The organism is Streptomyces sp. NPDC048295 (assembly GCF_040652135.1).
GTDB lineage: Bacteria > Actinomycetota > Actinomycetes > Streptomycetales > Streptomycetaceae > Streptomyces.
In genome coordinates, this window is sequence record NZ_JBEZLL010000011.1 from 134,329 (window position 1) to 156,607 (window position 22,279).

Below are 22,279 nucleotides of genomic sequence, written 5' to 3' on the forward strand. Positions count from 1 at the left end.
AGCTTGTGCGTGCCGTTCGCGCCGTGGTCAGTTCTCCTCCGTCAGTTGCTGGTCCAGTTCGTCGAAGAGCAGCTCTCCGTGGTCGATCTGGCCGGTGCGGTAGGCGGTCCGGGCCACCAGGTGGGCGGCGACGGGGCCGGTCATCAACTGGAAGAAGCCGATCAGTCCGAGGGTCGCCAGATCCATGCCGCTGCGCAGTCGCAGGGCGACCCCGGCGAGGACCAGGAGCATGCCGAGGGTCTGCGGTTTGGTCGCGGCGTGGCTGCGGGAGAGCGCATCGGGCAGCCGCAGCATCCCGATCACACCCAGCAGGCAGATGGCCGCGCCGATGAGGACCAGGACCGCGCCCGCCATGTCGAGGATCTGGAACCAGACGTTCACCGTGAGTCCTTTTCGGGGCGGTCGGGGCCGTCCCCGTTCGTGCCGCGCCGGGGTGGCCGGTCGCGTACGGCGATGAAGCGGGCGATGCCGACCGACCCGGTGAACCCGAGGAATGCCAGCACCAGCATGATCGGGAAGTAGAAGGAGTCGCGTGCGAAGGCGGACTTGGCGCCGAGGCCCGCGATGATGAGGGCGGCGCACACGTCCAGCGAGATGGCCCGGTCCAGCATGGAGGGGCCCCGCCAGATCCGGGCGAGGAGCCCCGCTCCGGCGACGACGATCACCACGACGGACGCGGTGAGCAGCGCCCGGTCGACGGTCTCCGGCACGCTCATGCGGGGCCCTCCCTGTCGGGTGGTGTGGTCGGCGGTGGTGTGGTCGGCGGTGGTGGTGCGGCGACGCGGGCGATCTCGTCGGCGGTGCCGAAGGCCCGTACGGTCAGCCGTTCCAGGCGCCAGACGGAGCGGCGTGCCGCGTCGAGCACGGCGGGTCTGTCCGCGTCGAGGACGTGCAGGAAGACGGTGGCCGTGGCGCGGCGCACCTCGACGACCGATCCGCCGGGCACATTGGACACGGCGACGGCGGTGGCCGCGAGCATCAGGTCGGAGCGGCAGCGCAGTGGCACCGCGATGACGGCGGCCCGGTGCGGGTGTTCGACGAAGATCTGCCGGGTGACGCGTACGCCCGAGGTGTACATGTCGTAGAGCAGATATCCGGCGAGCATCAGGATGCCCCAGGGGTGAAGGCGGAGCCCCAGGTCGACGCGGGGCAGCGGGAAGGCCAGGCAGACGGCCACCGCGACGACCGCGCCGGTGAGCAGGTTGGCCAGGTTCGGGCTGGACCAGAGCAGTACCCAGATGAGGGTGAGCCAGGCGATCAGCGGGAGGTCGAGCACGCGCCGTCGGCGCCCGACGAACTCGCAGCTGAAGGGCGGCAGGTCCTTGTTCCGGAAGGACAGTCTGAGCAGGCGTTTCACCGGCCGAGCACCGCCGTCACATAGGGGGTCCGCGCGATGAGTTCGGCGGCCGCGCGGTCGGTGTAGGCGGTCAGTGGTCCCGCGAACACGGTGAAGGCGAGGCCGAGCGCGACGGCCGCGGCGGTGGCTCCGGTCATCGGCAGGGGGAGTTTCGTGGTGGTGGTGACGGCGTGACCGTGCAGGGTGGCCGCGACGACCCGTCCGGCGGGCTGGTGGCGGGGGCGGACCGGTTCGTCGCCGGTGCCGGGGATGTGGTCGGGGCCCTCGTCCCCGTCCTCGTCACCCTCGTCGGAGTCGGACTCCAGGACGGTGCCGGCGGCGGTCTGGCCGGGGGGTGCGGCCCGCCAGAACGCCAGGTTCCAGACCTTGGCGATCACGTACAGGGTGAGGAGGCTGGTCACCGCCGAGCCGGTGACGAGGATCCAGGCCCAGACGCTGCCGTCGGCGACCCCGGCCCGCATCAGCCCCAGTTTGCCGATGAAGCCGGAGAGCGGCGGGATGCCGGCCAGGTTCATGGCGGGTACGAAGAAGAGGACGGCGAGCAGCGGGGCGGCCTTGGCGAGGCCGCCGATCCGGGTGAGTTCGGTGGTGCCGCCCCGGCGTTCGATCAGCCCCGCCACCAGGAAGAGCGTGGTCTGGACGGTGATGTGGTGGGCGACGTAGACGATCGCGCCGCCGTACGCGTCCCGGGTGGCGAGTCCGATGCCGAAGACCATGTAGCCGATGTGGCTGACGAGGGTGAAGGAGAGGAGCCGTTTCAGGTCGGTCTGGGCCACGGCTCCGAGGATGCCGACGACCATCGAGGCGAGTGCGGCGGCCATCAGCAGATCGCCGAGCCGGTTGCCCGGGAAGAGCAGTGTCTCCGTACGCAGCATGCAGTAGACGCCGACCTTGGTGAGCAGGCCGGCGAAGACGGCGGTGACCGGGGCGGGCGCGGTCGGGTAGGAGTCGGGCAGCCAGGCGGCGAGCGGGAAGACGGCGGCCTTGACGGCGAAGACGGTGAGCAGCATCGCCTGGATCAGGGTCTGGACGCCGAGCGGGAGTCCGGCGAGGCGGAGGGCGAGCTGGGCGAAGTTCGCGGTGCCGGTCGCCGCGTACGTCATGGCGATGGCGGTGAGGAAGAGCATCGACGAGAACAGCGAGATGATCACGTAGGTGGAGCCCGCGCGGATGCGGGGTCCGGTGCCGCCGAGGGTGAGCAGCACGAAGCTGGCGACCAGCATGATCTCGAAGCCGACGTAGAGGTTGACGAGGTCGCCCGCGAGGAAGGTGCAGGAGACTCCGGCGACCAGGATCAGATAGGCGGGGTGGAAGACCGCCACGGGTGTCTCCTCCTCGCGGTCGGCCATGCCCTGGCCCAGGGAGTAGACCAGCACGCAGAGCGTGACGGCCGAGGAGACGGTCAGCATCAGTCCGGACAGCCGGTCGGCGACCAGGGTGATGCCGAGCGGCGGTGCGAAGTCGCCGAGGTGGACGGTGAGCGGGCCGCGGATGTCGGCGGCGATCATCAGGGTGACGGAGAGCCCGAGTACGGCGGTGAGCACGGCGACGCTGATGAGGCGCTGGACCTGTTTGAGGCGGGTGCCGAAGGCGAGGCTCAGGCCGGTGGCGCAGAGCGGCAGGAGCACCGGCAGGGGGACGAGTGCGTTCATCCGGTGGCTCCCGGGTCGGCGTCGGGGTGGGGCTGCGGTGCCGCGTAGTCCTCGGGGTCGGCGCCCAGTACGTCGTGCCAGAGGTCCCCGGTGGCGTAGCGGCCGCGGGCCTGGAGGGCGCGGTCGGCGCGCAGCCGGGCCCGCAGGCGGCGGCGCTCCTCGCGGTAGCGGGTGCGTTCCTCGTCCGTGATGTCGGAGGCGGCCCGGTAGCGTTCGCGCAGTTCGTCCCGTTCCCCCAGTACCTCGGCGCGCAGGGCGATGCGCCGGTCCTCGTCGTCGTCGTGGACCTCGTCCGTGCCGGTCAGCTGGTGGCCGCGGTAGGCCATGGCGAGGAGGAACGCCGTGGTGGCGAGGGTGATGACGATCGCGGTGAGCGCGATCGCCTGCGGCAGCGGGTCGGTGACCCGGCCCAGCGGGACGCCGTAGAGGAGTGGTTCCGCACCGGCCCGTCCGCCGGCGGCGAGGACGAGCAGGTTGATGCCGTTGCCGGCGATCACCGCGCCGAGCAGGATGCGGGTGAGCGGCCGGGTGAGCATGAGGATGCCGCCGACCGCGCAGAGCACCGCGGCGGTGGCCAGGAGGGAGGCACTGACGGTCATCCGGGGGTGCCTTCCGTTCCGGGTGCCGGACGCGGTGGTGCGGCGGTGTTCGCGGCGGCCGCCTTCTCGGCCTCCTCGCGCTCGATCTGACGGTCGATCTTGGCGCCGAGCGCGCGCACGATGTCCAGGACCACGCCCAGGACCAGCAGATAGACCCCGAAGTCGAAGAGGACGGGCGTACCGATGTGGTATTCGCCGATCAGCGGCAGTCGGCCGTGGTGGGTCCAGGTGTGCAGGACCGTTCCGTCGGCGAGGCCGAGCAGGGCGACGCCGGTGGAGACGAACAGTCCGAGGCCGGTGAAGAGTCCGGGCTGGAGCGGGGCAGCCTCGGCCAGTTCGAACCGGCCGCCCGCCAGGTAGCGGGTGATCAGGGCGAGCCCTGCGACGAGTCCGGCGACGAAGCCGCCGCCCGGCATGTTCTCGGCGCAGAACAGCAGATACAGCGAGAGCACCAGGACCGGGTGGAACAGCAGCCGGGCCACGACCTCGAAGACGACGGAGCGGTGTTCGGGCGCCAGTGTCGCACCGGCCGCGAGCCAGTCGCGCTCCGGCGCGCCTTCGTCGCCCTGCGGAAGTCCCGTCAGCCCCGGGGTCGTCAGCGACCAGGCGGTACGTCCCCGCAGCTCTTCGTGCGGCGGGGGCGCCTCGGTCCGGCGGTGCAGATAGAGCAGGCTCGTCACGCCGACCGCCGCCGCGGCCAGCACGGCGGACTCCCCCATCGTGTCCCAGGACCGCAGGTCGACGAGGATGGTGGCCACGACGTCCTTCAGCCCGTGGTGGGAGACCTCCTCCACCATGGCCGCGCCCGCCGGGGCCGCCGTACGGGCGGCCGCGGCGACCCACACCACCACGCCGAGCGTCGCCGCCGCGGCCAGTGCCACCGGGATGCGCACGGTCCGCCGCCAGGTGCTGACCGACTCCTGGAAGTGCACCGGCATCCGCCGCAGCACCAGCACGAACACGATCATCGACACGGTCTCGACGCAGAACTGGGTGAGCGCCAGGTCCGGGCCGCCGTGGACGACGAAGAGCAGCGCCGCGCCGTATCCGGTGAGCCCGGCCAGGACCACGGCCTTCATCCGGCGTCTCACGGTGAGGCACAGGAGGGCGGCCGCGCAGGTCAGCACGGCGACGGCGCCCTGGAGGGGGACGTCCCAGATCCTCGGGGCGGCGGCCGTGCGCCAGGGCCGGTCCACGGCGAGGACGGTGAGCTGGCCGGCCAGCATCACGAGCAGGGTGGTGGCGAGGTAGACGGAGAGCGAGCCGCGCTGGACGAAGCCGGTGAGCTGGAGGGAGAGCCGTTCCGTGCCGAGCAGCAGGTGTCCGAAGACGCTGTCGGCGGTCGGCCAGGCGATCCGCCGGGAGAGCCGGGTCACGGTGGTGCGCCCCAGGAAGAGCACCGCACCGCCCGCGAGGGCGACGGCCGAGAGCAGCAGGGCCGTCCCGAAGCCGTGCCAGAGCGCCAGGTGGTACGGATGGGCGGACGGAGGGAACGCGTCCGCGTACGCGCCGAAGAGCCGGTCGGTCCATCCGACGCCCGGCCCCAGCACCAGCCCGCAGAGCGCGAGCAGGGCGGGCGGTGCGAGGAACGGCCAGCCGACCCGGTGCACCGGGGTGTCCTCGGCCCCGGGCTTGCGGGCGAAGGCGCCCCAGACGAACCGCGCGGTGTACGCGACGGTCAGCGCCGAGCCCGCGACCGTGACGCCCAGCGCCCAGCGGTCGGCGGCCGATCCGTGCAACAGCGCCTCGAAAGCGGCCTCCTTGGCCGCGAAGCCGAGCAGCGGGGGCAGGGCCGCCATGGACGCGGCGGCGAGCACCGCCACCGCGCAGACGTGCGGCAGGGCCCGGCCGACGCCGGAGAGCCTGCGCAGGTCGCGGGTGCCCGCCGCGTGATCGACGATGCCGGTGACGAGGAACAGCGGTGCCTTGAACAGTGCGTGACCCAGGATCATGACGGCGGCGGCCAGCGCGGTGTCCCGGCTGCCGGCCCCGGCGAGCAGGGTGAGGAAGCCGAGCTGGCTGACGGTCCCGTAGGCGAGGACGAGCTTGAGGTCGTTCAGGCGCAGCGCCCGCCACCCGCCGAGCAGCATGGTCGCGGCGCCGAGGACGATCACGACGGGCCGCCAGACGGGCACGTCCGCGAAGCCGGGCGCGAGCCGCGCGACCAGGTAGACACCGGCCTTCACCATCGCGGCGGCGTGCAGATAGGCGCTCACGGGGGTGGGCGCGGCCATGGCGTTGGGCAACCAGAGGCTGAACGGCCAGACGGCCGACTTCGACAGGGCCCCGCACAGGATCAGCACCACCGCGACGGAGAGGGAGAGGGTGGTCCGCGGCGGGTCGGCGAGGATCGCGGAGATGCGGTACGTGCCCGCCGCCTGACCGATCATCAGAAAGCCGACGAGCATCGCGAGGCCGCCGAGGGTGGTCACGACGAGTGCCTGGAGCGCGGAACGCCGGCTGTGCTTCTGCTCGCTGTCGTACCCGATCAGCAGGTACGAGAAGACCGTGGTCAGCTCCCAGAACACATAGAGCGAGATCAGGTCGTCGGCGAGGACGAGGGCGAGCATGGCTCCCGCGAACGCCAGCAGATTCCCGGCGAATCCGGCCAGTTGCGGGGTCCCGTCGGTGAAGTACGAGGCGCAGTAGAGCAGGACGAGGGTGCCGATCCCGGCCGCGAGCAGCACCATCAGCTCGGCGAGCGCGTCGAACCGCAGGACGACGGTGACGTCGTACGCCGGCATCCACCGCCATGACCAGGTGACCGCACCGCCGGACGCCGCGGTGTTCCACTGCGTGGCCGCCCACACGGTGGCGGCGGCCGGTGGCAGCGCGAGGACGACGAAGGCGCGTGTGCCCAGCCTCCGTACCAGCGGTCGCGCGCAGGCGGCCAGGACGAAGTGGCAGACGATGAGCGCGGTCATACGACCCCGGCGGGGACCCCGCGCCCGCCCGGGACGGGCGTCCGGGGCCTGGGCGATGCATCACGGGCAAAGAGCACTAAATACAGATATATCCCCGACCGCGCTTCACCTTTACGGCGCGCCGCACCCGGCGCTTCCGGATGGCTGTGACGGAGCTGTGCGTGACCGGTGATGCACTTGTGAGCCCACTTTCTTTTCATTTTTTCACTGTGACTAATATCTATCTGTCGAAGTTCTCAACGGATTTGACCAGTCCTGAGGCTGGCATCATCAAGGAGCACGCCCTGCGCACGCGCGCCTCACGGCGGACCGAGTCGACCACCATGTCGCTGCGGACAGCCCTGCTCGTTCTGGCCATCGTTCCCGGTGTCGCACTGGCCGCCCTCTGGGCCGTCACCAGTGGCCAGACTCTGCTGGACTTCCAACGCCAGGCAGCCCAGGGGCAGTTGGCGCAGAAGGCCGGCCAGCCGTCCAACATCGTGTACTACAACCTGCAGCAGGAGCGCCGGCTGAGCGCCGAGGCACTCGCCCGGCACAAGGGCGCCACCGGGGAACTCCAGCGGCAGCGCGGGCTGACCGACAAGGCCGTCGAGAGCTTCCGGGCACTCTCCGACGTGGCGACCGACGACGCACCCGCCGAGGTCCGTGACGCGGTCGGCAGGGCGCGCGAGGCCATCAACCAGCTGCCCGCCCAGCGCGCCCTCGTCGACGACGGCGGCAGCGACCAGCAGAAGGCCGTGTACGGCTACTACACGGATCTGATCGCGGTCGACCTCCAGCTCTTCGCGGCGCTCAGCCATGTCGACAACGGCCGGATCACCACGCTCTCCCAGCCGCTGGTCGACCTGTTCTGGACCAAGGAGATGATCTCCCGCTCGGACGCCCTGCTGGCGCGCGGCTGGTCCAGGGGAAAGCTGAGCACCGAGGACCTGAAGCAGGTCCGGGAGGCGGTTTCCGGCCAGGAACTCCAGTACTCCACCAAGGTCGTTCCCCAGCTGCCCTCGGACGAGAAGGCGATGTGGGAGAAGATCACCCGGAGCGCGGCCTGGAAGACCAAGACGCAGGTCGAGAACGAGGTGCTGCGTCCGGCCGGTGCCGACGCGAAGGGGTTCGTCGCTCTCGGAGCCCAGGAGAAGACCTGGCGCGGCGCGATGGACGAGCTCACCCCGCAGATCGAGAAGCTGCTCGAACACCGCACCGCCAGTGTGGTCGAGGAGGGCAAGGGCAGCGTCATGTCGCTGCTGTTCAAGATGGTGCTGACCACGGTCGTCGGTCTGGTGGCCGTGATCGCGGTCATCTGGACCACCTGGCGCCTCACCCGTAACCTCCGCCGCCGGATCGAAAGCCTCCAGGAGCGGGCCGAGGAACTGGAGAAGACCCTGCCGGACGTCGTCGAGCGGCTCGCCCAGGGCGAGCGGATCGATGTCGAGGCCGAGGCGCGTGCCATCGAGCACGACAGCAAGGGCGGCAAGGGCGACGAACTGACGCAGCTCGGCGACGCGCTGAACCTGGCGCGCACCAGCGCGCTGGCAGCGGCCGTCAAACAGGCCGACCAGCACCGCGGCTTCGAGCGGCTGCTCCAGCGCATCGCCCGCCGTACCCAGCAGTTGATCGGCCAGCAGCTGAAGAGGCTGGACGAGCTGGAGCGCAAGCACGAGGACCCCGAGGTGCTCGACGGCCTCTTCGACCTCGACCACCTCACCGCCCGACTGCGGCGGTACGAGGAGAACCTGGTGATCCTCGCGGGCGGTTCCCCGCACCGGCGCTGGCGCAAGCCGGTTCCGCTGCTGGACGTGATGCGGTCCGCGCAGGGCGAGGTGCAGGACTACCGGCGGGTCGTGCTCGACCTCGACGGCAGCCCCTGGCTGTCCGAGCGGGCCGTCGGCCCGGTCTCCCATGTGCTCGCCGAGCTCATCGAGAACGCGCTCAGCTTCTCCCGGCCGCCGAGCCCGGTCGAGGTCAGGGCCGCCAAGGTGAGCCGGGGTCTGGCCATCGAGGTCGAGGACCGCGGCCTCGGGATGGAGGAGGACCAGCTGGCGGCGGCCAACGAACTCATGGTCCGGCCGCCCCGGATGGACGTGCTCGCCCACTCCGACGACATCCGTCTCGGTCTGTACGTGATCGCCCGGCTCGCGGACCAGCACGGTCTGCGGGTGGAGTTCCGCTCCTCGGCGTACGGCGGTACCCGCGTGGTCCTGCTCGTCCCCGACGAGCTGACCGTCCCCGAACCGCACACCGGACCGGCCGGTGTGCCGGCCCCCGCCGCCGCACCTGCTGCCCCCGCCGCTCCCGCGCCCGGCGACGCGCTGCCCACCCGCGTACAGGGTCAGGCGCTGGCCGGAGTCACCGCGCTGAACACGGCGGGCGTCCCGTACGCCACCGCCGAGCAGCCGTACCCCGCACCGGAGCAGGAGCAGCCCTACCCGCCGGCCGGCCCCCCGTTCACGGGCCAGGAGCCGCCGTACGCGGCACCTGCGCCCACGGACCCGGCGCCCGGCGAGGCGTTCGGAGCGCCGACGGGCCCCTACGCCGCGCCGTACGCGAGGCACGAGGACCCGTACGGCGCGGCCGAGCAGCCCTATATGACGGCCGCCGGCCAGTATCCGGTGGACCAGCCCCCGTACCCGGTGCCCGAGGAGCCGTACGGGAACCCGCAGCAGCCGTACGCCGCCCCGTATCCCTCCGGTGCCGGGGCGGACCGTACGTCCCTGCCGGTCCCGGCGCCCCGGCAGTCCGGTCCGGAAGGCGTCCGGCCCGCCCCGCTGCCGGTGTCCGAGCCGGACCACCCCGCGCCGCCGGAGCCGGAAGCCGTCCGTGCCCGGAACGCCGGGCACGGGGCCCAGCCCCCCGCGCTCCCCGCCCCCGGTGCGGAACCCCCGTTGCCGCGCCGGGTCCGGCAGGCCAGCCTGGCCGACGAACTGCGCATCGACCCGGCCGCCCGGCCCGTCGCACCGCAGCCGCCGAGCCGGCCGGAGAACCCGCTGCCACGACCGGAGCCACGCCGGACCGGAGCCGCGATCGGCGCGTTCCAGCGCCGGTCCCGTGCGGCCCGCGCGACCGACGAGACACCGCGGCAGCCCGCACCGCCCGCCATCCCCCAGCCCACGAGAGAAGAACGGCCATGACACGCACAACCGCCACCCACCAGGATCTCGACTGGCTGCTCGACGGCCTGGTGGACTCGGTGGCCGAGACCCGGAACGCCGTCCTGCTGTCCGACGACGGACTCGTGGTGAGCCACTCGCGCACCATCGACCGCTCCGACGCCGAACGCCTGGCCGCCATCTGCACCGGCCAGCAGAGCCTGGCCCGCGGCGTCGGCCAGCTCTTCGACGGCGGCGGCGTGCACCAGGTGATCGTCGAGCTGAACGAGCTCTGGCTCTTCATCATCGCCGCGGCCCAGGGCACCCACCTGGCCGTCATCGCCTCACAGGAGGTGGATGCCGAGATCATGTCGCTCGCCATGCACAACCTCGTGCAGCAGGTCGGCCAGAAGCTCGGCACCCCGGCCCGTGAGTTCGACGCCTTCGGCACCGGGGACGGGCAGCGCGCGTGACCCCGTACTGGGAGGACGAGGCCGAGGAGGACGGGGCGGGCACGATGGTGCGCCCGTACACCATCACCCGGGGCCGGACCGCTCCCGAGCGGGACGACTTCAGCCTCATCACCGTGCTCACGACCGCTCAGGATCCCCGGGACGAGCACGGGGTGCCGGTCCGGCCCGGGAGGCTCCAGCCGGAACACCGGATGATCCTGGAGCGCTGCCACCGCCCGGCCGCGGTCGCCGAGGTCGCCTCCGACCTCGGCCTCCCGGTATCGGTGACCAAGATCCTGCTGGCCGACCTCGTCGCCCAGGGCCTGCTGCTGGCCCGCGCCCCGCTCTCGGTGGCGCGGGTGGCCGGCGGGGCCGACATGGGCATGCTGGCCGCCGTTCGTGACGGACTCCGGAGACTCTGAACCAAGATGACAAGCAGTCAGGCGGCCCCCGCCGCCGTCAAGATACTTATCGCCGGAGGCTTCGGCGTCGGCAAGACCACCCTGGTGGGCGCGGTCAGCGAGGTCGCGCCGTTGCGCACCGAGGAGTACCTGACCAAGGCCAGCATCGGCGTCGACGACCTGGCCGGCATCGGCCAGAAGGACACGACGACCGTGGCGCTGGACTTCGGCCGGATCACGGTCAGTCCCGAACTGGTCGTCTACCTCTTCGGCACCCCCGGCCAGGAACGCTTCTGGTTCATGTGGAACGACCTGGTCAACGGGGCGCTCGGCGGAGTGGTGATCGCCGACACCCGCAGGCTGGAGACGAGCTTCGCCTCGATCGACTTCTACGAGAGCCGGGACATTCCGTTCGTGGTCGCGATCAACTGCTTCCACGGCCACAACACCCGTACACCGGACGAGATCAGGACCGCTCTCGACCTCGACCCGCACGTACCGCTGCTGATCGGCGACGTCCGCGAGCGGCCGTTCGGCCGGGACGTGCTGCTGGCCCTGGTGGACCACCTGATGAGCCTGCCCGTCGCGGCCGGCTGACCGTCCGCTCCCCCGTATCGCTCCGTACCCCTCTCGCTCTGGAGACACCTGAGATGGCAACACCCCTGCGCGTCCTGATTCACGGCGGCGGCATCGGCGGACTCACCCTCGCCACCGCACTGGCCCGGCGCGGCCACACCGTCGAGGTCGCCGAGCTCCGTGACGAGGTGGACGCGCTCGGCGTGGGCATCATCCAGCCGTCCAACGCACTGCACGTGATGCGGGAGATCGGGGTCCTCGACGAGTGCCTGGAGGCGGGCTTCGAGTGGGAGGTCCTGACCATCGCGGACCCGGCCGGCAACACGCTCGCCGAGATACCCCAGCCCCGGATGGGCGACGCCCCCTCCAACAACGGCATCCCGCGCCCCGCCCTGGCCCGGGTGCTGAACTCCGCCGCCGTCGGCGCGGGCGCGAAGATCCGCTTCGGCACCACGATCACCGAACTGACCGACGACGGCCAGGGCGTGGACGTCACCCTGTCCGACGGCTCCTCGGGCCGCTGGGACCTGGTGGCCGGCTTCGACGGCATCGGTTCGCCGCTGCGCACCCGGCTCTACGGGGACCGCTACACCCCCGAGTACACCGGCTTCGCCAACTGGCGGGTGACGGTGCCCCGCCAGCCCCGGGTGCGGGGCGTGGTGATGGGCACGGCGGGCAAGGACGCCAAGGCGCTGCTCACCCCGATCACCGAGGAACTGATGTACCTGGGCGCGGTGTTCGCCGAGGCCGAGGACTTCCGGCCGGACCCGGAGCGGGCCCACGAGCAGCTCACGGAGCGGCTGTCGATGTTCTCCGGACCGGTCGCCGAGGCGCTCGCCACCGTGACCGACCCGGCCTCGGTGGTGTACTCGCGGATCTCCCAGGTGACGGTCGAGGCGCCGTGGCACGTCGGCCGGGTCGTGCTGGCCGGTGACGCCGCGCACGCCTCCACCCCGCACATCGCGCAGGGTGCGGCGATGGCCGTCGAGGACGCGCTGGTGCTCGCCGAGTCGCTGGACGCCGGGACCGGGGTGGCCGCGGCCCTCGACGCGTGGGAGGCACGCCGCCGCCCCCGGGCCATGTGGGTGCAGGCCATGTCGCGTGCGGTGCTCAAGCAGGAGACGGGCAACGGGACGACGCCCGAGGAGGACGAGCTGCTGAAGGTCGGTATTCCGGGTGCGGCGCACGTGCTGGTGAAGCCGTACTGACCGGCACCGGTACGCGCTGATACGCCCAGGACCGTGCGGGCCCGGATCACCGGGCCCGCACGGTGCGTTCACGGCAGGACGGCCACCCCGTCGATCTCGACCAGGGCCTGTTCGTCCCAGAGCCTGGCCACACCGATGACGGCCATCGCCGGGTAGTCGCGGCCGGCCAGCCGCCGCCAGATCCGGCCCAGTTCCTCGGCCCGTTCGCGGTAGTCGGCCACATCGGTGGCGTACACGGTGACCCGGGCGAGGTCCGTCGGGGCGCCGCCCGCCGCGCCCAGAGCGGTGAGCAGGTTGGTGAGCGCCGTCGCGAACTGCTCGGGCAGATCGTCACCGACGACCTTGCCGGCCGGGTCGAGGGCGGTCTGCCCGGCCAGGAAGACCAGGTGACCGCCGGTCACGGTGACGGCGTGCGAGAAGCCCGTGGGCGGGGACAGCTCGACGGGGTTGATCCGGTGGACCGGACTCATGCGGACGCCTCCCGGCTCGCGTACAGCTCCTTGGCGATGATGGTGCGCTGGACCTCGCTGGCGCCCTCGTAGATCCGTGGCGCGCGGACCTCCCGGTAGAGGTGTTCCAGGAGGTGGCCGCGGCGCAGGGCGCGGGCGCCGTGCAGTTGGACGGCGGTGTCGACGACGAACTGCGCGGTCTCGGTGGCGTACAGCTTCGCCATGGCGGCCCGGCGCGGCACGCCGGGCTCCCCCGCGTCGTACGCGGCCGCGGCCGCGTACACCAGGAGCCGGGCGGCCTCGGTCCGGGTCGCCATTTCGGCGACCTGGTGGGAGACGGCCTGAAGGTCTTTCAGCGGGCCGCCGAACGCGGTGCGGTGGGCGGTGTGCTCCACCGTGGCGTCGAGCGCCGCGCGGGCCATTCCGACGGCGAACGCGCCGACGCTGGGGCGGAACAGGTTGAGGGTGTCCATGGCGACCCGGAAACCCCGGTCCGGTTCGCCGAGGACGTCGTCCGGTCCGACCGGGACACCGTCGAAGTCCAGCGCCCCGATGGGGTGCGGCGAGAGCATGTCCAGAGCGCTACCGGTCAGTCCGGGGCGGTCGGCGGGGACCAGGAACGCGGTGACGCCGCGGGAGCCCGCGTCCTGGGTCGTGCGGGCGAAGACCGTGTAGAAGTCGGCCTCCGGCGCGTTGGAGATCCAGCACTTCTCGCCGGTCAGCCGCCAGCCGCCGGAGGCGGGTTCGGCGTTCAGGGCGAGGGCCGCCGCGTCGGAGCCCGCGCCCGGCTCGCTGAGCGCGAAGGCGGCGACGGCTCGGCCCGCCCGCACCTCGGGGAGCCAGCGCTCGCGCTGGGCCGGGGTGCCCGAGCGGAGCAGCGGGTGGGTGCCGAGGCCCTGGAGGGCCAGAGCGGTCTCGGCCTCGGTGCAGCCACGGGCCAGGGACTCGCGGAGCAGGCAGAGGCCCAGGGCGCCGGAGCCCAGCATCCGGTCGAGGAGGCCCGATTCGCCGAGTGCGGCGATCAGGGGGCGGTTGACATGTCCGGGGTCACCTTTCTCCGCGAGGGGGCGCAGGCTCTGCTCGGCAAGGGTCCTCAGCTCCTCACACCAGGCGGTTTGTGCCGGGTCGAGCGAGAATGCCGTCATACCGGCACCTCTCTTGTCGCGTCTTCTCGGTTTCTCGTGCCCGTTCTTCGCATCGGCGCTCCGGCCTGTCGTCCTGTCCGTTCCCGTGCTCGTCTTCCCGCCCGTTCGAATTCCAGTCCACTCGCCTTATCGCGGACCGTTGACTACCGTCACCCAAACGATACGCTCCAGAGGCGACAAGGGGGCGATCCGTCATGGACCCGAAGACCTCAGCGCACCTCGACACCTTCGCCAGGGAGCACCTGCCACCCCGGGACGAGTGGCCGGAACTGCTCTTCGACCTTCCCGAACTGCGCTATCCGGACCGCCTCAACTGCGCGGCCGAGCTGCTGGACCGCACGGCCGACCGCCTGGGCCCCGACCGCCCCGCCTTCCGCACCCCGGACGGCGGGGTCTGGAGCTACGGGGAGCTGCGGGAGCGGGTGGACCGGATCGCCCATGTCCTCACCTCCGACCTGGGGGTCGTCCCCGGCAACCGGGTCCTGCTGCGCGGCCCCACCACTCCCTGGCTGGCCGCCTGCTGGCTCGCGGTGCTGAAGGCCGGAGCGATCGCCGTCACGGTGCTGGACCGGCAGCGGTCCGCCGAACTGTCGACCATCTGCTCCATCGCGCGGGTGAGTCACGCTCTGTGCGACGTCCGGGCCGCCGACGACCTGGTGAAGGCCGAGGTGCCGGGGCTGCGGATCACGGTGTACGGGGGTGACTCCCCGGACGACCTGCTGCGGCTGGCCGAGGCCAGGACCGGGCCGTACCGCGCCGTGGACACGGCGGCGGACGATGTCGCGCTGATCGCGTTCACCTCGGGCACCACCGGACGGCCCAAGGGCTGCATGCACTTCCACCGGGATGTGCTCGCCGTCGCCGACACCTTCTCGGCCCGTGTGCTGCGGCCCACGCCCGAGGACGTGTTCGCGGGCAGTCCGCCGCTCGGCTTCACCTTCGGGCTCGGCGGTCTGGTGGTCTTCCCGCTGCGGGCCGGTGCCAGTGCCCTGCTGCTCGAACAGTCCGGCCCGGCCCAGTTGCTGCCCGCGCTCGCCACCCATCGGGTCTCGGTGCTGTTCACCGCGCCGACCGCCTACCGCGTGATGCTCGACCGCATCGACGGGCACGACCTCGGCGCGTTGCGCCGCTGTGTCTCGGCCGGGGAGAACCTTCCGGTGGCCACCTGGCGGTCCTGGCACGAGCGGACGGGGCTGCGCATCATCAACGGCATCGGCGCCACCGAGCTGCTGCACATCTTCATCTCGGCGGCCGACGACGCGATCCGCCCCGGCACCACGGGAGTCCCCGTGCCCGGCTGGCAGGCCCGGGTGCTGGACCGTGACGGCCGGCCGGTGCCGGACGGCGAGCCCGGGCTCCTCGCCGTACGCGGCCCGGTCGGCTGCCGCTATCTCGCCGACGAACGCCAGCGGGACTATGTGGCTCACGGCTGGAACCTCACCGGTGACACCTATGTGCGCGACGCGGACGGCTACTTCCGTTACGTGGCCCGCGCCGACGACATGATCATCTCCTCCGGCTACAACATCGCGGGCCCCGAGGTGGAGGATGCCCTGCTGCGCCACCCCTCGGTGGCCGAGGCGGCCGTGGTGGGCCGGGCGGACGAGCTGCGCGGCCAGGTCGTGGTGGCGTACGTGGTGCTGCGCGAGGGCGCGGTGACGGCGGCCGAGGAGCTGCGCGCGTTCATGAAGAACGAGCTGGCCCCGCACAAGTGCCCGCGCGTCGTCGAGTTCCTGCCCGCCCTCCCCCGCACCGCCACCGGCAAGCTCCAGCGTTTCCGGCTGCGTGAGGACCTGAACGGAAATGCGGGTGCCGTGCTGCCCGCGCACCCAGCAGGATGAACCATGACCTGGACCTTCACCGATGACGTCGATGTCTTCCTCGAAGCGGCCGGCGCCTCGCTGGCCGCCCGGCCCGCCGAGAACACCCTGATCCTGACCGTCGCCGAGACCCTGCGGCAACGCGGCCCGCACGCCTACGGCGACGCCGCCCCGCTGCTGGGCTGGTGGCGCGGGGCGGACGGCGAGGTCGCGGGGACGCTGGTGCAGACCCCGCCGTATCCGCCGATGCTGGGGTCCGTCGCCCGGGAGGCGATCGGTCCGCTGGCCGCCGCGCTCCCCCTGACCCGGATCAACGCGGACCGGGCCGCCGCAGAAGCTCTTGCCGCGACCTGGCCCGGCCACCGGGTCGACGAGGAGCAGCGGCTCTACCGGCTGGCGACGCTGGTCCCGCCCTCCCCCGCCCCTTCGGGACGGCCCAGGGCCGCCGTCGCCGCCGACCGGGAGCTGTTGCTGAGCTGGCACCACGCCTTCGCCGACGAGATCGGCCAGTCCGGTACCCATGTCGAGCGGCTGGTCGAGGACCGTACGGCCTCCGGCGGGCTGACGCTCTGGGAGGACGGCGGTGTCCCGGTGGCGATGGCGGCCGTCTCCCCGCGACTCGCGGGCATGGTGCGGGTCTCGACGGTCTACACCCCGCCGGAGAACCGCGGCCGGGGCTGTGCGGCCGCGGTGACGGCGGAGATCAGCCGGGCGGCGCGGGAGGCCGGCGCGCGGGAGGTGCTGCTCTTCACCGACCTCGCGAACCCCACCAGCAACGGTGTGTACCGGCGCATCGGCTTCCGGCCGGTCTCGGACCGGCTGCTGGTCAGCGCGGCGGAGGGGTGAGCGGGCCGCCGGAACCCGTCTGGCTGGTCGCCGCGAACGTGGTGCTGTGGCGGCGGTACGGGGAGCTGGGCCAGGAGCTGCGTCCCGGTACGAAGGCGTACCGGGACGGGGCGAAAGTGTACGTCGTCGACACGTATCCGGGGACGGGGCACCAGCAGCTGACCACGGTGGGACACGGGCGCCGCACCGGTCGCTGGATCACCGTCGACACGGGGACCCGTCATCTGCACACCTTCCGGGCGCGGTTGGTGTACGCACCGGCCGTGCTGAAGCGGTGCGCCGGCCGGGGCTTCGGCACCCGTGAGGAAGCCGGGGAACCGGCCGCGCTGCTGGAGCGGGTCGCCCGCGAGGAGCGGCACGCCCACCACGGGGCCCCGCACCCGGACGGGTGCCGGTGTCACGCGTGCCTGTCCGTCAGTCCAGGGTGAGCCGCGGCTTCGGCGCGTCCGTGCGGCCGGTCGGCGGGGTGCGGCTGCCCGCGCGGTACGGGAGCGGCCAGGGCGCGCCCGGTCCTGCGTAGCCCTGCTCGGCCGCCGCGTGCAGAGTCCAGTGCGGATCGTACAGATGGGGGCGGGCCAGCGCGCAGAGGTCGGCCCGGCCCGCGAGCAGCAGGGAGTTGACGTCGTCCCAGGAGGAGATCGCCCCGACCGCGATGACGGGCACGCACAGCGTGTTGCGGATCCGGTCCGCGTACGGGGTCTGGTACGAGCGGCCGTACTCGGGGCGCTCGTCGGGCACGACCTGGCCGGTGGAGACGTCGATGGCGTCGGCCCCGTGGGCGACGAAGGCACGGGCGATCTCGACGGCGTCCTCGGCCGTGGTGCCGCCCTCGGCCCAGTCCGTGGCGGAGATCCGGACGGTCATGGGCCGGTCGTCGGGCCAGACGGCACGGACGGCGTCGAAGACTTCGAGGGGGAAGCGGAGCCGGTCGTGCAGTGCTCCGCCGTACTCGTCGGTGCGGTGGTTGGTGAGCGGCGAGAGGAAGCCGGAGAGCAGGTAGCCGTGGGCGCAGTGGAGTTCGAGCAGGTCGAAGCCGCAGCGGTCGGCGCGCCGGGCCGCCGAGACGAACTGTTCGCGCACGGTGTCGAGCCCGGTCCGGTCCAGGGCGTGCGGGACCTGGTTGACACCGTCCGCGTAGGGGATCGGGGAGGCGGCGGCGAGCGGCCAGTTGCCGTGGTCGAGAGGCTGGTCGATGCCGTCCCACATCAGTCTGGTGGAGCCCTTGCGCCCGGAGTGGCCGAGCTGCACGCCGATGGCCGTGCCGGGTGCGCCCGCATGGACGAAGTCGGTGATGCGGGTCCAGGCGGCGGCCTGCTCGGGGGTGTAGAGACCGGTGCAGCCGGGAGTGATGCGGCCCTCGGCGCTGACGCACACCATCTCCGTCATGACGAGTCCGGCGCCGCCGAGCGCGCGTGCGCCCAGGTGGACGAGGTGGAAGTCGCCGGGGACGCCGTCGACGGCGGAGTACATGTCCATGGGTGAGACGACGACGCGGTTGCGGAGTTCCAGACCGCGCAGCCGCAGCGGGGTGAACATCGGCGGGACGCCCGGTGCGCAGCCGAACTCCTCCTCGACGGCGGCGGTGAAGGAGGCGTCGCGCAGCCGCAGATTGTCGTGGGTGACGCGGCGGCTGCGGGTGAGGAGGTTGAAGGCGAACTGGCGGGGCGGCTGGTCGACGTAGGTGCCCAGCTCCTCGAACCAGCGCAGACTGGCCGCGGCGGCCCGCTGGGTCGATTCGACGACCGGCCGGCGCTCGGTCTCGTACGCGGCCAGTGCGCGCGGCAGGCCGGGCTGTTCCTCGATGCAGGCGGCGAGGGCGAGGGCGTCCTCGACGGCGAGTTTGGTGCCTGAGCCGATGGAGAAGTGCGCGGTGTGCGCGGCGTCGCCGATGAGGACCGTGTTGCCGTGCGACCAGTGGGCGTTGACGACGGTGCGGAAGGTGAGCCAGGAGGAGTTGTTGGAGCGCAGCGCCCGGCCGCCGAGCGCCTCGGTGAAGATCTTGGCGCACCGCAGCGTCGAGTGCTCGACCGCGCAGCTGTCGAAGCCTGCGGCCCGCCACACCTCCTCGCGCATCTCGACGATGACGGTGGAGGCGTCGGCCGAGTAGGGGTAGCCGTGGAACTGCATCACCCCGTACGCGGTCTCGGCGGTCTCGAAACGGAAGGCGTCGAGGGCGAAGTCGGCGGCGAGCCAGATGTAGCGGCAGCGGTGGGTGGTGAGGCGGGGGCCGAAGGTGTCGGCGTGGGCGGCGCGGGTGAGGCTGTGCACACCGTCGGCGGCGATCACCAGGTCATGGGTGGCGGCCAGCTCGGCGGCCGGCGGTGCCTCGGTGCGGAAACGGAGGCGGACGCCGAGGGACTGGCAGCGCTCCTGCAGGATCCGCAGCAGCCTGCGTCGGCCCAGCGCGGCGAAGCCATGGCCGCCGGACGTCTGGGTGACGCCCCGGTGGACGATGTCGATGTCGTCCCACCGTACGAACGCGTCCCTGAGGGCCCGGTACACGACGGGGTCGGCGTGTTCGATGCCGCCGAGGGTCTCGTCGGAGAGGACGACGCCGAAGCCGAAGGTGTCCTCGGGGGCGTTGCGCTCCCAGACGGTGATCTCGCGGCCCGGGTCGAGCCGCTTGAGCAGGGCCGCGGCATAGAGCCCGCCGGGCCCGCCGCCGATGACCGCGATGCGCTTCACGACGGTCCGGCTCGCACCGGCCGCAGCCGCTTCGGACGCCATCGCGCTACCGGCCCTGCCACTTCGGGGGCCGCTTCTCGGTGAAGGCGGCGTGGAATTCCGCGTAGTCCTCGCCGTGCATCAGCAGGGCCTGGGTGGCGGCGTCCATCTCGACGGCGGCGGCGAGCGGCATGTCGAGTTCGGCGCTGAGCAGGGCCTTGGTCTGGGCGAGGGCGAGGGCCGGCCCGTCGGCGAGGCGGCGGGCGAGCGCGGCCGCGCGTACGTCCGCCTGCCCCTCGTCGGTCAGCTCGCTGATCAGCCCGATCCGTTCCGCTTCGGGTGCGCGGACGGGTTCGCCGAGCATCAGCAGCCGGGTGGCGTGGCCGAGGCCGACGACACGCGGCAGCAGGTAGGCGGCGCCCATGTCTCCGCCGGAGAGGCCGACCCTGGTGAACAGGAAGGCGAAGCGGGCCGACGGATCGGCGATCCGGAAGTCGGCGGCCAGCGCGAGCACCGCCCCGGCGCCCGCCGCCACCCCGTGTACGGCGGCGATGACGGGGAAGGGGGTTTCACGTAGGGCCCGCACCACCTGTCCGGTCATGCGATTGAAATCGAGGAGCTGGGCGGTGTCCATGGCGAGTGTCGCGCCGATGATGTCGTCGACATCTCCGCCGGAGCAGAATCCGCGGCCCTCCCCCGCGAGCACCAGAGCGCGCACGCTGCGTTCGCGGGACAGTTCGGCGAGCAGGTCACGCAGGTCCGCGTAGGCACCGAAGGTGAGCGCGTTGAGTTTCTCGGGCCGGGCGAGCGTGACGGTGGCGACCCCGTCGTCCGTCGTCAGCCGCAGATGGCGCCAGTCGTCCGTGTGCGGGGCGGAGCTGGGAAACGGGCTCATGGAGGGGGCTCCCCTTCAGCCGTCGGGCTGCTACCTGCCCCGAACTTATCACTGGTGCGTGACTTCCGTCACGAGCACGCGATACGCGGAGGTGTGAGAACACAGTGACCAACGTCCCTTTCATACCGGTCGGCAGCCCCTTGCCCGTGTCGTTGCACTTCGTAAGGTTGAAACCGAGAAGTCTTGCCGCCCAGAAAGCCCCGGAGAGCCGGGAGAGCTCAGAGACCCCGGAGCCCGCAGGGGGTCTCCGCCCTCGTGAACCCGCACCCGCCCTCGCACCCCGGAACGGAAACCATGCCGTGCCCCCCGATGTCCCCCTTCCCGCCTCGTGGCGGATCGCGCTGCCGCACTCGACGGCGGCCGTGCCGATTGCCCGTGCTCTGATCCGTACCGCGCTCGCGGACATCGACGCACCGGCCGACACCGACACCGCCGAGCTCCTCACCGCGGAGCTGGTCGCCAACGCGGTCGAGCACACCCGCAGCGACGAGCCGATCGAGCTGGTGGTGGAGCTCCTGCCGACCGGCTGTCAGGTCGAGGTGCACGACCGCGACCCCGCCCCGCCCGGCGGGCTCTCCTTCCCCCGGCACGACAGCGAGCCGGACCCCTGGCAGGAACACGGCCGGGGTCTGCTGCTGATCCGTACGCTCAGCTCGTCCTGCGGCCACCGTGCGACGGAGCACGGCAAGGCGGTGTGGTTCACCCTGCCGTCCCTCGCGCCTCAGAGCTGACCCGCCGCCCTCACCGGGCCGCGCCGGCTCCGGCCAGCCGGGAGCGGCTGCGGCCGTAGAAGGCGTACACCGCCGAGCCGACGGCCAGGAAGACCGCGAACTGGACCCAGGTCGCCCAGCCCGTCCCGTACATCAGATAGAGGCAGAAGCCGACGCCCAGCAGCGGGCTCAGCGGATAGAGCGGTACCCGGAACGACCCCTTCACCTCCGGGTTGCGGCGCCGCAGCACGATCACCGCGAGGTTCACCGCGACCATGGTCGCCAGCGCGCCGATGGTCGTCAGGTTCACCACCACGCCGAGCGACGAGAAGGCCGCCGGGACCGCGAAGACGACGGCCACGATCCAGGTGTTGGCGACCGGCGTCGACGTTCGGGGCGAGACCCGCTCGAAGACCCGCGGGATCAGTCCGTCACGGGACATCGACATCAGGATGCGGGTCTGCCCGTACATCACCGCGAGCACGACGGACGCGATCGCGACGACCGCCCCGAAGGCGATGATCCCGCCGCCGACCGTCGAGTCGGTGACCTGGTCGACGACGATCGAGAGCGCCGCGGGCCGGTCGGCCACGGCCTGCGGCCCGAGCGCGCCGATGGCGGCGAGCGCGACCGCGCAGTAGAGCAGGGTGACCAGGCCGATGCAGACCATGATCGCGATCGGGATGTTCCGCCGCGGGTTCCTGACCTCTTCGCCCGCGGTGGTGATGGCGTCGAAGCCGATGTACGAGAAGAACGCCAGCGACGCACCGGCCGTGACCCCGCCCGCGCCGTGGGCGAAGAAGGGCGTGAGGTTGCCGTGCTCGAAGGCCGTGAAGGCGACGGCACAGAACAGGACCAGGATGGTGATCTTGAGGACCGCCATCGCGGCGGTGGCGGTCGCGCTCTCGCGGACGCCGCGCACCAGCAGGGTCGCGGCCATCATGACGACCAGGACGGCCGGCAGATTGATCACGCCGCCGTCGCCGGGACCCGCCGAGAGGGCGGCCGGCAACTGCGCGCCGAACAGGCTGTCCAGCAGCTCGTTGACGTACTGGCTCCAGCCGACGGCGACCGCGGAGACCGAGACGCCGTACTCCAGCAGCAGGCACCAGCCGACGAGGAACGCGACGCGTTCGCCGAGGGTCGCGTAGGCGAAGGAGTAGGAGCTGCCGGAGACCGGGATGGCGCTGCCCAGCTCGGCGAAGGAGAACGCGGTGAAGATGCAGGTGATCGCGGCGAGCACGAAGGAGAGCACGACCGCGGGGCCCGCCTCGGCGACGCTGTCGGAGAGGCCGACGAAGATGCCGGTGCCGACGACCGCGCCGACCCCGAAGCACACCAGCTGGAAGAGCCCCATGCTGCGCTTGAGGCCGTGCCCCTCCAGATCGGCGCCGGACTCGGCGATCAGCTGATGGGGGTTCTTGATGCGCCGCCCGGACGGGTGCGGGGGGCTCGGTGGGCGCAGCGGACTCACGGGGACGGTCTCTTCTCTGGTGGA

At 72.1% G+C, this 22,279-nt stretch carries 20 protein-coding genes; 9 read left to right on the forward strand and 11 right to left on the reverse strand.

All coding sequences use genetic code 11. From position 1 onward, the window contains the following. Positions 1-27: 27 nt before the first annotated feature. Genes mnhG through AB0D53_RS18650 form a run of 6 tightly spaced genes read right to left on the reverse strand, consistent with a single transcriptional unit; the run spans position 28 to position 6,532 of the window. Positions 28-381, reverse strand: coding sequence for a monovalent cation/H(+) antiporter subunit G (gene mnhG / locus AB0D53_RS18625; RefSeq protein ID WP_362447412.1), 354 nt, complete (start codon positions 379-381; stop codon positions 28-30). Beyond that, positions 378-716, reverse strand: a complete 339-nt coding sequence (locus tag AB0D53_RS18630; protein WP_362447415.1) for a monovalent cation/H+ antiporter complex subunit F — start codon at positions 714-716, stop codon at positions 378-380. The genes mnhG and AB0D53_RS18630 overlap by 4 nt, the downstream gene beginning before the upstream one ends. After that, positions 713-1,357 (reverse strand): Na+/H+ antiporter subunit E, encoded by a 645-nt coding sequence (locus tag AB0D53_RS18635; protein WP_362447418.1) that lies wholly within the window; start codon positions 1,355-1,357, stop codon positions 713-715. Before AB0D53_RS18635 ends, AB0D53_RS18630 begins: the two co-directional genes overlap by 4 nt. Next, positions 1,354-3,009, reverse strand: a complete 1,656-nt coding sequence (locus tag AB0D53_RS18640) for a Na+/H+ antiporter subunit D (protein ID WP_362447421.1) — start codon at positions 3,007-3,009, stop codon at positions 1,354-1,356. Before AB0D53_RS18640 ends, AB0D53_RS18635 begins: the two co-directional genes overlap by 4 nt. Continuing rightward, complete coding sequence (locus AB0D53_RS18645) at positions 3,006-3,608, reverse strand: Na(+)/H(+) antiporter subunit C (protein ID WP_362447424.1); 603 nt, start codon at positions 3,606-3,608, stop codon at positions 3,006-3,008. The genes AB0D53_RS18640 and AB0D53_RS18645 overlap by 4 nt, the downstream gene beginning before the upstream one ends. Further along, positions 3,605-6,532, reverse strand: coding sequence for a Na+/H+ antiporter subunit A (locus tag AB0D53_RS18650; RefSeq protein WP_362447427.1), 2,928 nt, complete (start codon positions 6,530-6,532; stop codon positions 3,605-3,607). Before AB0D53_RS18650 ends, AB0D53_RS18645 begins: the two co-directional genes overlap by 4 nt. 245 nt (positions 6,533-6,777) lie before the next feature. On the opposite strand from AB0D53_RS18650, the gene AB0D53_RS18655 reads away from it, so the two are divergent. From AB0D53_RS18655 to AB0D53_RS18675, 5 genes are read left to right on the forward strand one after another with little or no spacing between them, the layout of a single operon-like run. Beyond that, positions 6,778-9,657, forward strand: coding sequence for a nitrate- and nitrite sensing domain-containing protein (locus AB0D53_RS18655; protein WP_362447430.1), 2,880 nt, complete (start codon positions 6,778-6,780; stop codon positions 9,655-9,657). Then, a complete protein-coding gene (locus tag AB0D53_RS18660) occupies positions 9,654-10,088 on the forward strand; it encodes a roadblock/LC7 domain-containing protein (RefSeq protein WP_362447433.1) in 435 nt (144 codons plus the stop codon). The genes AB0D53_RS18655 and AB0D53_RS18660 overlap by 4 nt, the downstream gene beginning before the upstream one ends. A 44-nt stretch (positions 10,089-10,132) precedes the next feature. Beyond that, the gene (locus AB0D53_RS18665; RefSeq protein ID WP_362447696.1) at positions 10,133-10,489 is read left to right on the forward strand and encodes a DUF742 domain-containing protein; all 357 of its coding nucleotides are present in this window, start codon (positions 10,133-10,135) and stop codon (positions 10,487-10,489) included. Positions 10,490-10,495: 6 nt separating this feature from the next. Further along, the gene (locus AB0D53_RS18670) at positions 10,496-11,065 is read left to right on the forward strand and encodes an ATP/GTP-binding protein (RefSeq protein WP_362447436.1); all 570 of its coding nucleotides are present in this window, start codon (positions 10,496-10,498) and stop codon (positions 11,063-11,065) included. A gap of 53 nt (positions 11,066-11,118) precedes the next feature. Continuing rightward, positions 11,119-12,252, forward strand: coding sequence for an FAD-dependent monooxygenase (locus AB0D53_RS18675; RefSeq protein ID WP_362447439.1), 1,134 nt, complete (start codon positions 11,119-11,121; stop codon positions 12,250-12,252). Positions 12,253-12,320: 68 nt separating this feature from the next. On the opposite strand, the gene AB0D53_RS18680 is transcribed toward AB0D53_RS18675, so the two are convergent. Continuing rightward, positions 12,321-12,722, reverse strand: a complete 402-nt coding sequence (locus AB0D53_RS18680) for a RidA family protein (protein ID WP_329819520.1) — start codon at positions 12,720-12,722, stop codon at positions 12,321-12,323. Then, complete coding sequence (locus tag AB0D53_RS18685) at positions 12,719-13,846, reverse strand: acyl-CoA dehydrogenase family protein (protein ID WP_362447444.1); 1,128 nt, start codon at positions 13,844-13,846, stop codon at positions 12,719-12,721. The genes AB0D53_RS18680 and AB0D53_RS18685 overlap by 4 nt, the downstream gene beginning before the upstream one ends. A 194-nt stretch (positions 13,847-14,040) precedes the next feature. On the opposite strand from AB0D53_RS18685, the gene AB0D53_RS18690 reads away from it, so the two are divergent. From AB0D53_RS18690 to AB0D53_RS18700, 3 genes are read left to right on the forward strand one after another with little or no spacing between them, the layout of a single operon-like run. Continuing rightward, on the forward strand, positions 14,041-15,687 hold the full coding sequence (locus AB0D53_RS18690; RefSeq protein ID WP_362447447.1) for an AMP-binding protein: 1,647 nt from the start codon (positions 14,041-14,043) through the stop codon (positions 15,685-15,687). Positions 15,688-15,690: 3 nt separating this feature from the next. After that, positions 15,691-16,512 carry a GNAT family N-acetyltransferase gene (locus tag AB0D53_RS18695; RefSeq protein WP_362447450.1) on the forward strand — a complete coding sequence of 274 codons (822 nt, stop codon included), beginning with the start codon at positions 15,691-15,693 and terminating at the stop codon, positions 16,510-16,512. After that, positions 16,509-16,940 carry a hypothetical protein gene (locus tag AB0D53_RS18700; RefSeq protein ID WP_362447453.1) on the forward strand — a complete coding sequence of 144 codons (432 nt, stop codon included), beginning with the start codon at positions 16,509-16,511 and terminating at the stop codon, positions 16,938-16,940. The genes AB0D53_RS18695 and AB0D53_RS18700 overlap by 4 nt, the downstream gene beginning before the upstream one ends. Here the strand turns inward: AB0D53_RS18700 and AB0D53_RS18705 are convergent. Together AB0D53_RS18705 and AB0D53_RS18710 are read right to left on the reverse strand one after the other, a co-directional pair. Beyond that, positions 16,927-19,239, reverse strand: coding sequence for a bifunctional salicylyl-CoA 5-hydroxylase/oxidoreductase (locus AB0D53_RS18705; protein ID WP_362447456.1), 2,313 nt, complete (start codon positions 19,237-19,239; stop codon positions 16,927-16,929). The genes AB0D53_RS18700 and AB0D53_RS18705 overlap by 14 nt on opposite strands. Positions 19,240-19,243: 4 nt before the next feature. Next, a complete protein-coding gene (locus AB0D53_RS18710) occupies positions 19,244-20,071 on the reverse strand; it encodes an enoyl-CoA hydratase family protein (protein WP_362447459.1) in 828 nt (275 codons plus the stop codon). A 299-nt stretch (positions 20,072-20,370) separates the two neighbouring features. Between AB0D53_RS18710 and AB0D53_RS18715 the strand changes: the two genes are divergently transcribed. Beyond that, on the forward strand, positions 20,371-20,802 hold the full coding sequence (locus AB0D53_RS18715; protein ID WP_362447462.1) for an ATP-binding protein: 432 nt from the start codon (positions 20,371-20,373) through the stop codon (positions 20,800-20,802). Positions 20,803-20,812: 10 nt separating this feature from the next. Here the strand turns inward: AB0D53_RS18715 and AB0D53_RS18720 are convergent, their stop codons facing one another. After that, positions 20,813-22,255 (reverse strand): amino acid permease, encoded by a 1,443-nt coding sequence (locus tag AB0D53_RS18720; RefSeq protein ID WP_362447465.1) that lies wholly within the window; start codon positions 22,253-22,255, stop codon positions 20,813-20,815. Positions 22,256-22,279: the final 24 nt, after the last annotated feature.

What these genes read in the sequence shown, in the direction of transcription:
- AB0D53_RS18650 (WP_362447427.1), bottom strand. Translation starts at nt 6,532, where the DNA reads ATGACCGCGCTCATCGTCTGCCACTTCGTCCTGGCCGCCTGCGCGCGA.
- AB0D53_RS18675 (WP_362447439.1), top strand. Translation starts at nt 11,119, where the DNA reads ATGGCAACACCCCTGCGCGTCCTGATTCACGGCGGCGGCATCGGCGGA.
- AB0D53_RS18680 (WP_329819520.1), bottom strand. Translation starts at nt 12,722, where the DNA reads ATGAGTCCGGTCCACCGGATCAACCCCGTCGAGCTGTCCCCGCCCACG.
- AB0D53_RS18660 (WP_362447433.1), top strand. Translation starts at nt 9,654, where the DNA reads ATGACACGCACAACCGCCACCCACCAGGATCTCGACTGGCTGCTCGAC.
- AB0D53_RS18685 (WP_362447444.1), bottom strand. Translation starts at nt 13,846, where the DNA reads ATGACGGCATTCTCGCTCGACCCGGCACAAACCGCCTGGTGTGAGGAG.
- AB0D53_RS18640 (WP_362447421.1), bottom strand. Translation starts at nt 3,009, where the DNA reads ATGAACGCACTCGTCCCCCTGCCGGTGCTCCTGCCGCTCTGCGCCACC.
- AB0D53_RS18645 (WP_362447424.1), bottom strand. Translation starts at nt 3,608, where the DNA reads ATGACCGTCAGTGCCTCCCTCCTGGCCACCGCCGCGGTGCTCTGCGCG.
- AB0D53_RS18630 (WP_362447415.1), bottom strand. Translation starts at nt 716, where the DNA reads ATGAGCGTGCCGGAGACCGTCGACCGGGCGCTGCTCACCGCGTCCGTC.
- AB0D53_RS18705 (WP_362447456.1), bottom strand. Translation starts at nt 19,239, where the DNA reads ATGGCGTCCGAAGCGGCTGCGGCCGGTGCGAGCCGGACCGTCGTGAAG.
- AB0D53_RS18690 (WP_362447447.1), top strand. Translation starts at nt 14,041, where the DNA reads ATGGACCCGAAGACCTCAGCGCACCTCGACACCTTCGCCAGGGAGCAC.
- AB0D53_RS18695 (WP_362447450.1), top strand. Translation starts at nt 15,691, where the DNA reads ATGACCTGGACCTTCACCGATGACGTCGATGTCTTCCTCGAAGCGGCC.
- AB0D53_RS18710 (WP_362447459.1), bottom strand. Translation starts at nt 20,071, where the DNA reads ATGAGCCCGTTTCCCAGCTCCGCCCCGCACACGGACGACTGGCGCCAT.
- AB0D53_RS18670 (WP_362447436.1), top strand. Translation starts at nt 10,496, where the DNA reads ATGACAAGCAGTCAGGCGGCCCCCGCCGCCGTCAAGATACTTATCGCC.
- AB0D53_RS18665 (WP_362447696.1), top strand. Translation starts at nt 10,133, where the DNA reads ATGGTGCGCCCGTACACCATCACCCGGGGCCGGACCGCTCCCGAGCGG.